The sequence below is a fragment of the Pandoraea sp. B-6 genome (assembly GCF_000282835.1).
Lineage (GTDB): Bacteria > Pseudomonadota > Gammaproteobacteria > Burkholderiales > Burkholderiaceae > Pandoraea > Pandoraea cepalis.
In genome coordinates this window covers 3,637-15,365 of record NZ_KB290501.1, presented here as the reverse complement: position 1 = coordinate 15,365, position 11,729 = coordinate 3,637, and the positions used below count along the sequence as shown (strand labels likewise).

10 protein-coding genes and 1 pseudogene are annotated in these 11,729 nt (G+C 64.5%); 7 read left to right on the top strand and 4 right to left on the bottom strand.

Translation table 11 applies throughout. The features are described from left to right. The 6 genes and pseudogenes from glcE to A985_RS24410 form a co-directional block, all read left to right on the top strand. Nucleotides 1-498, top strand: a pseudogene (gene glcE, locus A985_RS24415) (glycolate oxidase subunit GlcE); the annotation flags it as partial. Between the two features lie 8 nt (nucleotides 499-506). Continuing rightward, the gene (gene glcF, locus A985_RS0105895; protein ID WP_017232476.1) at nucleotides 507-1,757 is read left to right on the top strand and encodes a glycolate oxidase subunit GlcF; all 1,251 of its coding nucleotides are present in this window, start codon (nucleotides 507-509) and stop codon (nucleotides 1,755-1,757) included. A gap of 183 nt (nucleotides 1,758-1,940) precedes the next feature. Next, on the top strand, nucleotides 1,941-2,345 hold the full coding sequence (locus tag A985_RS0105890) for a DoxX family protein (RefSeq protein ID WP_017232475.1): 405 nt from the start codon (nucleotides 1,941-1,943) through the stop codon (nucleotides 2,343-2,345). 47 nt (nucleotides 2,346-2,392) lie between these two features. Beyond that, nucleotides 2,393-3,220 carry a dioxygenase gene (locus A985_RS0105885; protein WP_017232474.1) on the top strand — a complete coding sequence of 276 codons (828 nt, stop codon included), beginning with the start codon at nucleotides 2,393-2,395 and terminating at the stop codon, nucleotides 3,218-3,220. Nucleotides 3,221-3,344: 124 nt separating this feature from the next. Then, nucleotides 3,345-4,256: a LysR family transcriptional regulator gene (locus tag A985_RS0105880; protein WP_017232473.1), complete on the top strand. Its 912-nt coding sequence runs from the start codon at nucleotides 3,345-3,347 to the stop codon at nucleotides 4,254-4,256. 144 nt (nucleotides 4,257-4,400) lie between these two features. Then, nucleotides 4,401-5,750, top strand: coding sequence for a hemolysin family protein (locus tag A985_RS24410; protein WP_085982673.1), 1,350 nt, complete (start codon nucleotides 4,401-4,403; stop codon nucleotides 5,748-5,750). Between the two features lie 78 nt (nucleotides 5,751-5,828). Here A985_RS24410 and A985_RS0105870 read toward each other — a convergent pair whose 3' ends face one another. The 3 genes from A985_RS0105870 to A985_RS0105860 form a co-directional block, all read right to left on the bottom strand. Next, the gene (locus tag A985_RS0105870; RefSeq protein ID WP_017232471.1) at nucleotides 5,829-6,596 is read right to left on the bottom strand and encodes a flagellar brake protein; all 768 of its coding nucleotides are present in this window, start codon (nucleotides 6,594-6,596) and stop codon (nucleotides 5,829-5,831) included. Nucleotides 6,597-6,865: 269 nt separating this feature from the next. Then, nucleotides 6,866-7,501 (bottom strand): LysE family translocator, encoded by a 636-nt coding sequence (locus A985_RS0105865; RefSeq protein ID WP_017232470.1) that lies wholly within the window; start codon nucleotides 7,499-7,501, stop codon nucleotides 6,866-6,868. 222 nt (nucleotides 7,502-7,723) lie between these two features. Beyond that, a complete protein-coding gene (locus A985_RS0105860; protein WP_010805153.1) occupies nucleotides 7,724-7,927 on the bottom strand; it encodes a cold-shock protein in 204 nt (67 codons plus the stop codon). A gap of 338 nt (nucleotides 7,928-8,265) precedes the next feature. Here A985_RS0105860 and A985_RS0105855 point away from each other — a divergent pair, with 338 nt between their 5' ends. After that, a complete protein-coding gene (locus tag A985_RS0105855; RefSeq protein WP_017232469.1) occupies nucleotides 8,266-9,030 on the top strand; it encodes a peptidoglycan DD-metalloendopeptidase family protein in 765 nt (254 codons plus the stop codon). A gap of 112 nt (nucleotides 9,031-9,142) precedes the next feature. On the opposite strand, the gene mdoH is transcribed toward A985_RS0105855, so the two are convergent. After that, complete coding sequence (gene mdoH, locus A985_RS24405; RefSeq protein WP_083902210.1) at nucleotides 9,143-11,584, bottom strand: glucans biosynthesis glucosyltransferase MdoH; 2,442 nt, start codon at nucleotides 11,582-11,584, stop codon at nucleotides 9,143-9,145. Between the last annotated feature and the right edge of the window lie 145 nt (nucleotides 11,585-11,729).

The window sequence follows — 11,729 nt, the reverse complement described above, 5'->3', positions numbered from 1 at the left end:
GCCGCTCAGCCGCTGCCCCTGATGGGTTCGGCGTGGCACGACGGCGTGCTGCGCGTGCGCCTTGGCGGTGCCGCGGCGGCCATCGCCGCAGCGCGCGCCACGATGGGTGGCGAACCTGTCGATGCCCTCGAAGCGCATGCGTTCTGGCAGACCCTGCGCGAGCAGACGCACCCGTTCTTCGCGAGCGCGCCGATCAAGGGAGACGGCCAACCGCTTTGGCGTCTGTCGGTGCCCTCGACCACGCCGCCACTCGCCCACGGCGACGAGCACCTGATCGAATGGGGGGGCGCGCAACGCTGGTGGATCACACCGCGCGCCGCCGCCGATGTGCGCGCGATTGCCGCAGCGGTGGGCGGGCATGCTACGCTGTTTCGCCACGGCGACAAGTCGGCTGGCGTATTTACCCCGCCATCGGCCGCGCTGCACGCTATCGGCAAGCGTTTGCAGCACACGTTCGACCCGAGCCGCATCTTCAACCGCCATCGGCTGTACCGCTAAAGACGACGATGCAAACGAACCTCGCAGACTTTCTCCGTCAAACGCCAGACGGCGACGAAGCCGAAGCCATTCTCCGCAAATGCGTGCATTGTGGCTTTTGCACCGCCACGTGCCCGACCTACCAATTACTGGGCGACGAACTCGACGGCCCGCGCGGGCGCATCTATCTCATCAAGCAGATGGTCGAGGGCCAGCCCGTGACGCGTGAAACGCAGCGCCACCTGGATCGGTGCCTGACTTGCCGCAGTTGTGAGTCAACCTGCCCGTCGGGGGTGCAATACGGCCGGCTCGTGGACATCGGCCGCCGTCATGTCGACGCCAAGGTCTGTCGCCCCGCCGGTGAGCGCGCGCTGCGCTGGACGCTCGCCCGCGTGCTGCCCAATCGTACGCTGTTCTCGCCTGCCCTTCGCCTGGGCCAGCAGTTCCGGTCACTGCTGCCGCGCTCGCTGCGCGAGAAGGTGCCGCATCGCCAGCGCTCGGGCAGTTGGCCGCAGGGCACGCACACCCGTCGCATGCTGATGCTCGAAGGCTGCGTGCAGCCCGCCATGCTGCCGAACGTCAACAAGGCCACCGCCCGCGTGCTCGACGCACTCGAGATCGAAATGGTGCGTCCGGCGGCCGCCGGTTGCTGCGGCGCGATCCGCCTGCATCTGAACTATCAGGACGACGGTCTCGACGATGCGCGCCGCAACATCGATGCCTGGTGGCCCGAGATCGAAGCGGGTGTGCAAGCCATCGTGATCAACGCGTCGGGCTGCGGCGCGACGGTCAAGGAGTACGGCCATCTGCTGCGTCACGATCCGCAATACGCAGGCAAGGCGCAACGCGTCTCGGAACTCGCACGAGATTTGTCGGAAGTGCTGCTCGATAACCTGGAAGCCCTGCAACAGCGCGTGCCGAGCCGCAAAACCGGCAAGATTGCCTACCATCCCCCCTGCACGCTGCAACACGGCCAGCAACTCAAGGGCGTGGTGGAGAAGGTGCTCGCCGGGGTTGGCGTGAGCGTCATGCTGCCGCAGGACAGCCATATCTGCTGTGGCTCCGCGGGCACCTATTCGGTCACGCAGCCAACGTTGTCGCATCAACTGCGCGACGCGAAGTGGAAGGCGCTCGACGCCCTCGAGCCCGAACTGGTCGTCTCCGCCAACGTCGGCTGCATCTGTCATTTGCAGGCGACCGCCAAGGGCGAGCACGCGCGCGATCACGCGCCGGTTCAACACTGGATCGAACTGCTCGACCGGATGATCGCGTCGGCCTGAGCGCCGGCGCGATCATCCCGATTCACCTCCGCGGCAACGATTGATTGTCCCCATGCAAGGGACAATCAATCCCCAATATGCCCGTTTATCTAAACGATGGCACTCCCTAAAATCGAAGCCAAGTCAGTCATCGCATTGATGGCTGAGCCGACCCTTACTTCGATTCCTTTGCCGGAGCCTGTCATGATCGACAACAAAACCGCCCCCTACGCCGCACTGTTGCTGCGCGTATCGCTGGGTATCCTCTTCCTCGCCCATCTGTCGCTCAAGGTGTTCGTATTTACCGTGCCCGGATTTGTCGGATTCATGGGCTCGCTGGGCCTGCCGCCGTTCGTCGCGTATGTCACGATGGCGCTGGAACTGATCGGCGGCCTGATGCTGATCACGGGCTTCTATGCGCGCTGGGCGGCGCTGCCGCTGGCGGCGTTGATGCTCGGCACCATCGTATCGGTGCACGGCCACAACGGCTGGATGTTCACCAACAAGGGCGGCGGCTGGGAATTCCCCGCGTTCTGGCTGGTGGCGCTGCTGGTTCTGGCCCTGCTCGGGGACGGCGCTTGCGCGGTACGCCGCGCTCGCACCGCCTGATAGCCTCGTCAGGTTCTCGTTAGCGTTCTTTTGCTGGAGTCATTGCCATGTCTGCCCTTCCTACCCTCTTCGTCTCCCACGGCTCGCCGTTGCTCGCGGTCGATCCGGGCCGTACCGGCCCACTGTTGACGGCGTTGGGGCGTGCGGTGCCGCGTCCGCGCGAGATCCTCGTGATTTCGCCGCATTGGTCGACGCCGGCCCTGCGCGTGGGCAGTCTGGCGCAACAACGCACGATCCACGATTTCGGCGGCTTCCCGCGCGAGCTTTACGCACTGGAGTACCCGGCCGCGGGAGCGCCCGCGCTCGCCGAGCGCACGGTGCAAATGCTGCGCGACGCGGGTCTGCCCGCGACGACCGACGACCAGTGGGGTCTCGATCACGGCGCCTGGGTGCCGCTGCGCTACCTCTACCCGGATGCGGATGTCCCGGTCACCCAGTTGTCGCTGCAACGGCACGAACGTCCCGAGCAGCAATATCGGCTCGGACAGCACTTGGCGCCGCTCGCGCAGGACGGCACGCTCATCCTCGCGTCGGGCAGCTTCACCCACAACCTGCACGAGGTGTTCCGCGCCCCGTCGGAGGACCGTGCCGACGCGCCCTACCTGGCCGAATTCGTCACCTGGTTCACCGAGCATCTCGCGGCGATGGACCTTGATGCCCTGTTCGACTATCGCGCCCGCGCACCGTACGCCGAGCGCGCTCATCCGACCGATGAGCATCTGCTACCGCTCTATATTGCCCTGGGCGCAGCCGACAATGCCGCCCGTCAGACGCACTTCGACACCGGCGCCACCTACGGCGCGCTGCGCATGGACGCGTTCGCGTTCGGCAACGCCGCCCCGTCGCTCGCCGAAGTGAGCGCGCTGGCACAATAACGACATCGGCACCGGGGGTGTCGCGACAGGCCTGTCCGTCGCGGCATCGTCGGCGCCGTCGCCTGTCCGGCCACCGGCCTGATCGCGCATCGCGGTGCGCATTCCTGAGGAGCCCCGCCCCGGCATGAACAAACTTCGCGAGATCGAGAGCTTCATTGCCGTGGTCGAGTCGGGCAGCTTCGTGAAGGCCGCCGCAACGTTGGGCATCTCCAAGACGGCCATCTCGCGTTACGTGGCCGATCTCGAGGCGCGTCTGGGCACGCGTTTGCTCCAACGCACCACGCGACGCCTGTCGCTCACCGAGCCGGGCCAGCGTTACGTCGAGCGCTGCCGTCAGATCCTCACCGAACTCGACGAGGCCGATGCCATGGCGGGCGAGCAGGACGGTCTGCCGGCCGGGCCGCTGCGCATCAACGCCCCGCACACCTTCGGTGTGCTGCATCTCGCGCCGCTCTGGCCCACGTTTCTCTCGCGACATTCGCAAGTCTCGCTCGATATCACGCTGAGCGATCGCCTCGTCGATATCGTTGACGAAGGCTACGATCTGGCCATTCGGATCACGCGCCTGCCCGATTCGTCGCTGGTGCATCGGCGGCTCGCGGGTACCCGGCTGGTGCTGTGCGCCTCGCCCGGCTACCTCGCGCAGCATGGCACGCCACCGCATCCCAGCGAACTGGCCCATCATGAGACCGTCGGCTACAGCTACTTCTCGCATCGGCGCGAATGGCGCTTCGACGGCCCTGACGGCCCGGTTTCCGTGCGCACGCGCGCGCGGCTGATCGCCGACAACGGCGATACCTGCCTGGCCGCCGCCGTTGCCGGGGCGGGCATCATCCTGCAACCGGCGTTTCTCGTGCAAGACGCCTTGCGCGACGGCCGGCTCGTCGAATTCCTGCCCGAATACACGCAGGGCGAGATGGGTGTCTACGTCGTCTATCCTTCGCGCAAGTACCTGAGCGCAAAGGTCCGCGCCCTCATCGACTTTCTCGTCGACGCCTTTGCCATGCCCGGCTGGCGGGCCATCGACCGCCGTTGAGTCGCGCAGCCTTGCCGACATCCACCGCGAAAGCCCCTTGAATCCCACGCAATTGACCGACAACACACCGGAACGTCACGGCAATTGATTTCCGCGGGCGAATGTCACTTATACTGACGGGCCTGATGTCCCATTTCATATATTTTGGAAAACTTTTTACTGATCGTCGCTGCGATACTGCTGGTGTTGCTCAACGGCTTCTTCGTGGCGGCGGAATTTGGCCTCGTCAAACTGCGCCAGACGCGCGTTCATGTCATCGCCCGCCAACGCGGTTGGCGCGGCCGTATCCTGGCCAAGGTTCACAGCCAGCTCGATACCTACCTTTCCGCGTGCCAGCTCGGCATCACCCTCGCCTCGCTCGGTCTGGGCTGGATCGGTGAGCCCGCGTTTGCGCGCATTCTCACGCCGCTGTTCGCCGCGCTGGGGGTCAACTCGGCGGAGCTGATTCATGCGCTCGCCTTCTTCATCGCATTCTTCACGATTTCGTACCTGCACATTGTCGTGGGCGAACTCGCGCCGAAGTCGATGGCCCTGCGCATGCCGGAAATCGTCTCCGTCTGGACAGCCGCCCCGCTCTATGGCTTTTACTGGCTGATGTATCCGGCGATCTGGATTCTCAACCACAGCGCCAACCGCTTGCTGCGTTGGACAGGTCTCGATCCGTCGCACGGCACCGATGCCCATTACTCGGCCGACGAAATCAAGCTGATCATGCGCCGGGGGGCATCGAGCGAGAAACTGTCGCGCGACGACTGGAATGTGGTCGCCTACGCCATCGACTTCAGCGATCTGACCGTCTCCGATCTCATGCATCCGATGAGCGAAGTGGCCAGCTTCCGGCGCAATGCAACGTTCGCGCAGAACATGGATACGGCCTATCGTCACCGCTACAGCCGCTACCCATTCTTCGACAACGATGGCGAAACCGTGCTCGGCGTGGTGCACCTGAAAGATCTGTTCCTCGCGGAGCATCATGGTCAATCGATCGAGGATCTGGGCAGTATGGCGCGGCCCGTGGAGCGCGTGAAACCCGACATGCCGGCGCGTGAGCTGTTCCGCCGATTTCGCCGGGGCGCACCCCACTTCGCGATCGTGGGATGGCCGGACCAAAAGCCTATCGGTTTCCTGACGCTCGACAACCTGCTCTCGGCGCTTGTCGGCAAGATCCGCGACGAATTCCGCCAGACGGAAGACGACTGGACCCACATGGAAGATGGCACGCTTATCGGCCGGGGCAGCTTACCCATCCTGACGCTGGAACGCTCGCTGGGCATCGAGATCCCGAGCGAGCACGCGGAATCGGTGGGTGGCCTGATCATGGACGTGCTGGGCTACTTGCCGCACGAGGGCCAGAAGGTCGACTTCGAAGGCTTCTCCGTTGTCGTGAAGAAGATGCAGGGGCCGCGTATCGTGCTGGTACGCATCTATCCCGACGGGGTACGAGAAGCCCGTGGCGAACCGCCCCACGCTGTCACCCGGCAACGCGACGATTGACGCGCCCGCAGCGGCGCTCGGCGAACCGAACCGGCGCCGCAGAGGCACGCGCCGGTTGGATCGCATTACACCGAACGCTTAGCCGCGCGCGAATGCCTTGCGATTGAGTTCGAGCTGCGTGATGAGCTTTTGCAGGCGCGACTCGGCGGTACGCGAGAGCGCGATAAAGCGGCAGCCGATGTGATACTCGACGTCCTTCGCCAACGGCACCGTGCGAATGGCACAGACTTCCAGGTCCACCTGGACGGTGCCGTAGTCGCGCAATTCGATCTCGACGTGCATGAGCATCGAGCCCTTCGGAATTTCGGCCGCCGCATCGGCCTTCGTGCGCAAGCCAACGCCACCGAGTGACAGGTCGAACACCGACAGGCGCATCGGCGTGTCGTCGGGGAATTTGACCGTGCACGGGTATGGATCAAGGATCGGCGTTTTCACGCGAAAGTAATCGCGGCGCTGCAAACGCACGAGCGTTTCCGGATACGAGGCGTAGAAGGCGGGATACCCTTCGAACTCGCGCTCCTCGACATCGCCAATGGGGAAATGCACCTGAATGCCTTCGGGCACGCCAACGAACAGCGCGCGCTTGTTGGCAAGCAGCGCCCGGTTCTCCGCCTCCACACCGCCCCAGTCGAAATAAAAGCCGCGCACTTGCGGCTCGACCTTGAGCAGGCGCGTGACCAGTTGCCGCTGCCCGTTCGCGAAGTACACCGTCATGAAATCGCCACGGGTCGCCAGATGGCGCAGCACGCCGCCAATTTCCAGCGGATTGCTGATGCGATACGAATCATGCAGTTGCGTTTCGTTGTCCGTGGGCGCCGGTGTCACCTGCGGTTCTGTCATTTCCATACCTGATCTTCTAATTGTCCCCGTGACGGACCACGCCGGGCGGCGCAAGCCGTACGTATTAAAGTCTCGGCAACCCGTGACGCCTCACGACGTCACTGTGCGAATGCGTGTCTGTCGGCGCTGGCGCACCGTCTCATGTATCTGGTCAAAAACGTTAACGGTCGCTGGCCCGGAATATTGAGGGCTCCGGCCCACAAACTTGCGGTGTCCCGTGTCGCGCGCCACACCCCGGACGCGCCCTCGGACCTTTGCCGCACGCTACCGTCGGATCAGCGATGTACCGCGGCCATCAACGCGCCGAAACCCATGAACACGCCGCCGCTGATGCGATTGAATGCCTTGAGCACACGCGCTTCGCGCAAGTACGGCGCGATGCGTAGCCCGCCGGTGGCGTAGACCAGATACCAGCTCACCTCGATCACCGCGAACGTGCCGAGCAGAATCGAGAACTGCGGGAGTTTGGCGGCAGTTGGGTCGATGAACTGCGGCAGGAACGCCGCGGCGAAGAGAATGGCCTTCGGGTTGCTGCCCGCGACCAGGAAGCCCGACTTGAAGAGTTTGCCGAAGCTCGAATCCACGGCCGTGGCGGGCACGTCGGACGGCGCCGCGGCATTCGCGTCCACGGGTGAGCGCCAGCTCTTGTAGCCGAGATAGACGAGATATGCCGCACCGACGTAGCGCAGCGTGTCAAACAACATCGGCCACGCGCGGAGCACGGCGCCCAGTCCGGCCGCGGAAACCGACATCATGGCGATGAGTGCCGTCATGCAGCCGGCCATCGTGCCGAGCGACGGACGCAGCCCGTGACGCGCGCCATGCGTCATGACGAGCAACATGTTCGGTCCCGGCGTCGCCGAGACGAAAAAAACGGTGACGACATACAGCCACCATGTTTGCAAGCTCATGATTGCCTCGGAAAAGGGCTCACGCGAGGGCTCACGCGAATTCGATCAGGCATTGTAGCGTCGAACCGCGACAGTCGCATCGTCCGCGTGCACGTCCCATGCGAATCGAAAAAGACGCCAAAAAACAAACAGGCCCGATGACTTTCGTCATCGGGCCTGCTGATCTCGGGACGCCGCCTCGCCTAAGGCTGGCGCGGCATCACGGGAATGCGTTCAAGCCAATTAGATGGGCTTGATGTTCGCAGCTTGCTTGCCCTTCGGGCCAGTCTTGACTTCGAACGACACGCGTTGGTTTTCTTGCAGCGACTTGAAGCCGTCAACCTTCACTTCCGAGAAGTGAGCGAACAGGTCTTCACCGCCGGCGTCCGGGGTAATGAAGCCGAAGCCCTTTGCGTCGTTGAACCACTTAACAATACCGGTTTCCATATTTTTTCCTAATAAAACAATAGCTTGAGGTCGAAATAACCCCGTGAGCGCTGACAATCAAGGGAAAATGAAGGACTAGAAACCAGCGAGAAGCAGGAAAACTACGTCTGACAACAACTTCGCGGCTTGACAATCTGCAGTTGGTTTTATACGTGTAGACGCGTCGTTTGTCAACAGGGTAAGGCCTGCAAATCTCGTAACAATTTCTCGCCCTCGCGGGAGATTTGGGCGGGCTTCGGGTGTTCGAGCCAGGGTTGCTGCCCGTACAATGGGCGTTTTTTCCCGCGCCCGCGCCACTCAACCCCCATACCCGCCTACGGATGGAGTCTACTCGCCTCATGCGCCCCTCGCCGTCGCCGTCTGACGCTCGTACGCCAAGCCAACCGGCTTGGGTGTCCCGTTGCCGCACGCACGCGCTCAGTCTGGCCATTTGCCTGACGCTCGCCGCCTGCGCCGGGTCACCGACCTATGGCCCGGTGCCCGCCGGAAGCTATCGCGTGCAGTCCGGCGACACCCTCTATGGCATCGCGCGCGCCAACAATACCAGTGCCGCCGATCTGGTGCGCTGGAACGGCCTGACCGATCCCGACAAGATTGAAGTCGGTCAGGTGCTGCGTGTCGTGCCGCCGGCCGGTGCGGCGGCCGCCGCGTCCGGCGCCGCCAGACCCGCGCCGCAAGCCCGCCCAACCCCGAAGCCGGCTCCCGCGCCCGCTGCCCCACGCACGGCGACCAACCGGATTCCGATGGTCTGGCCCGCCAATGGCCCGGTGCTGGCAAACTTCAATGGCAGCAGCAACAAGGGCGTCGATATCGGCGGCAAAGCGGGCGACCCGATCTATGCGGCAGCCGCCGGCAAGGTGGTTTATGCAGGCAGCGGGTTGCGCGGATACGGCAACCTGGTGATGGTGCAGCACGAAAACGGGTACCTCACCGCCTACGCGCACAACCGCGCCATTCTGGTCAAGGAAGGGGCGTCGGTCAGCAAGGGCCAAAAGATCGCCGAGATGGGCGACACCGACTCGCATGGCACGGTCAAGTTGCACTTCGAGGTGCGCCAGAAGGGCACGCCGTTCAACCCCCGCGACTTCCTGCCCTCGCGATAGTTCAGTACTGCGGCCCGTCTCTCCCGACGGGCGAGTACCGCAAACGAAAAAAACGGCAAGGCGCGATGCCTTGCCGTTTTTTCCTTGCCGCCAGCCTCTGCCTGTCTGCCGGTCAGGCCGACGCGAGAAAGCCCTGCGATAGCCCATCGGTGCGCGCGTCGCGCCAATCGCGATGCGCACGCGGGTCCGTCCACACGAGCAGATGGAGTGCTGCGAGCGCGCGCGGGTCGTTGAGCAACTCCCACTTCTGCGTGTTCGTCAGCTTCGCCGGTCCCTTGAGCAACGCGGTCTCGACACGGCCGGCACGCCGGGCGTCGCGCTTCGTGTCGTCAAGGGTCGGCACCACGCTCGCGGCCACGAGGGCGTTGGCCATCGGGTCGACGACGGCGTCGACAAAGGTGACATGCTGGCGCGCGTCCTCCGTGTATTTTTCCGTCATGCGCAGCTCCTTGGGCGGCCATGACTCTTCCGGAATCAGGAACAGCCGCGCACGCTTGAGCGCGCGCCCCAGCGACACCCGGCTGGAGAACACCGACACGGGAATCGAGATCGCCATCGATCCGACTATGGGCATCAGCCACCAAATGAAGTCCGGGTTGAGCCAGTAGACGATGCCCCCCCACCCCAGCCCGATCAGGGTATGCAGGCCGTGGCGGCGAATCGCTTCGCCCCAGTGCGTCTCGGCGTCTTCACGCGGCGGCGACTTCCATTGAATCGCAATGCCGGTAAGCGCCGCCAGCACGAACTGTGTATGGAACAGCATGCGCACCGGGGCGAGCACGGCCGAGAACACGAGTTCGATGAACATGCTCACCGTCACCGCGAATGCCCCGCCGAAACGTTTCGCGCCCTTTACCCAGATCAGCACCACGGCGAGGATCTTCGGCAGGAAGAGCAGCGTGGCCGTCGCCGAGAACAATGCGAGCGCGCGCTCGGGATGCCACTCCGGCCAGACCGGGAACAGTTGTCGCGGCGCCGTGAAATATTCGGGCACGACCAGCGTGTGCTTGGCGAGCAGACACGTCGAGAGGATCAGGAAGATGAACCACAACGGCGCTGACACGTAGGCCATCGCCCCGGTGACGAACACCGCGCGGTGCACCGGGTGCATGCCCTCGGCCAGGAACAGCCGGAAATTCATCAGATTGCCCTGGCACCAGCGGCGGTCGCGCTTGAGTTCGTCGAGCAGGTTCGGCGGCATTTCCTCGTAGCTGCCGGGCAGGTCGTAGGCAATCCACACGCCCCAGCCGGCGCGTCGCATCAGCGCCGCCTCGACGAAGTCGTGCGAGAGAATCGCGCCCGACATGGCGCCTTTGCCCGGCAGCGGGGCAAGCGCGCAATGCGCCATGAACGGCGCCATGCGAATGATCGCGTTGTGGCCCCAGTAGTGCGATTCGCCCAATTGCCAATAGTGCAGGCCGGCCGTGAACAGCGGGCCGTACACGCGACCGGCGAACTGCTGCAGGCGCGCGTAAAACGTTTCGCGTCCGGCGGCGAGCGGCGCGGTCTGAATCAGGCCGGCGCTCGGGTGCGCTTCCATCATGCGCACCAGTTTCGTCAGACATTCGCCGCTCATCACGCTGTCGGCGTCGAGTACGAGCATGTAGCGATAGTCACTGCCCCAGCGGCGGCAAAAGTCGTCGAGGTTGCCGCTCTTGCGCTTCACGCGACGCTGACGGCGACGATAGAAGATACGGCCGAAGCCGTTCACCTGGCGGCATAGCGCCTGCCACGCGTCGACTTCGGCCGTGCAATTGTCGGCCTCGTTCGAATCGGACAGGATGAAGAAATCGAAGCGTTCGAGCGAATCGGTCTTGGCCAGCGATTCGTAGGTCGCACGCAACCCGGCGAACACGCGGCCGACGTCTTCGTTGCATATCGGCATCACGAGCGCGGTGCGCGCCTCCGGTGCGATCGGCGCATCGCCCGCGGCCATCTTCGAGATCATGTGGCGTTCGCCGCCGAACAGCAGCACGAAGAAGCCGAAGATCGCCGTCCAGAACCCGGCCGAAACCCAGCCGAAGAGCAGCACGAACAGCACGAGCACGGAGAATTCGAGCGGATCGGCCCCGTGATACGGCAGCACCGACGCCATGAAATGGGTGGCCAGCGCCGTCTGCGCGATCATCAGCACGAGCAGCGTCCAGCGACGGCGCCGGCCCGCTTGCGACCATCGGCCTTTGGGATCCGGGGCGTCGCGCACGAGCGGATCGGGATCTTCGCGACCGGTCAGTTTGCGCCACAGTCGCGCAAGCGGATTGAGTGACCAGGCGCGCGGAATGAGTGACGTGCGGCGCACCGGCGGTGCGGTGCGCAAGGTTTGTACGCCACGCACTTCGTTCAATCCGGCAGCGGCGGCGAGCGATCCGCCGTCGGTGAGCGCGAGACGCACCGATTGCGAGGCAAGCACCGCGTCGCTGCCGGATTCGATCTCCTCGATATTGTGCGCATGCCACGCGGCCGTCGCCACGCCGACCGTGGCAACGGGTATGTCGGCCTGCGCGGCGGTCTGCCCCGCGGCCTCGGCGAGCGCCGCGCTGGTGGCATCGGCCATGGCATCGTCGGCATCAGGCGGCACATCGCCCGCGCCGTTCACAGCGCGCGCGGCGAGCAAACGCTGCAAGCGTGTGAGGACGTCAAGCGAATCGCCGCCGTCACGCCTGGCTTGAGCCAACAGGGCGCGGCGCTTCTCGGCGGGC

Coding starts and splice junctions, on each gene's coding strand:
- A985_RS0105870 (WP_017232471.1), bottom strand. CDS start 6,596: ATGGAAATGACAGAACCGCAGGTGACACCGGCGCCCACGGACAACGAA.
- A985_RS0105885 (WP_017232474.1), top strand. CDS start 2,393: ATGTCTGCCCTTCCTACCCTCTTCGTCTCCCACGGCTCGCCGTTGCTC.
- A985_RS0105860 (WP_010805153.1), bottom strand. CDS start 7,927: ATGGAAACCGGTATTGTTAAGTGGTTCAACGACGCAAAGGGCTTCGGC.
- A985_RS0105865 (WP_017232470.1), bottom strand. CDS start 7,501: ATGAGCTTGCAAACATGGTGGCTGTATGTCGTCACCGTTTTTTTCGTC.
- glcF (WP_017232476.1), top strand. CDS start 507: ATGCAAACGAACCTCGCAGACTTTCTCCGTCAAACGCCAGACGGCGAC.
- A985_RS0105855 (WP_017232469.1), top strand. CDS start 8,266: ATGCGCCCCTCGCCGTCGCCGTCTGACGCTCGTACGCCAAGCCAACCG.
- A985_RS0105890 (WP_017232475.1), top strand. CDS start 1,941: ATGATCGACAACAAAACCGCCCCCTACGCCGCACTGTTGCTGCGCGTA.
- mdoH (WP_083902210.1), bottom strand. CDS start 11,584: ATGGCCGATGCCACCAGCGCGGCGCTCGCCGAGGCCGCGGGGCAGACC.
- A985_RS0105880 (WP_017232473.1), top strand. CDS start 3,345: ATGAACAAACTTCGCGAGATCGAGAGCTTCATTGCCGTGGTCGAGTCG.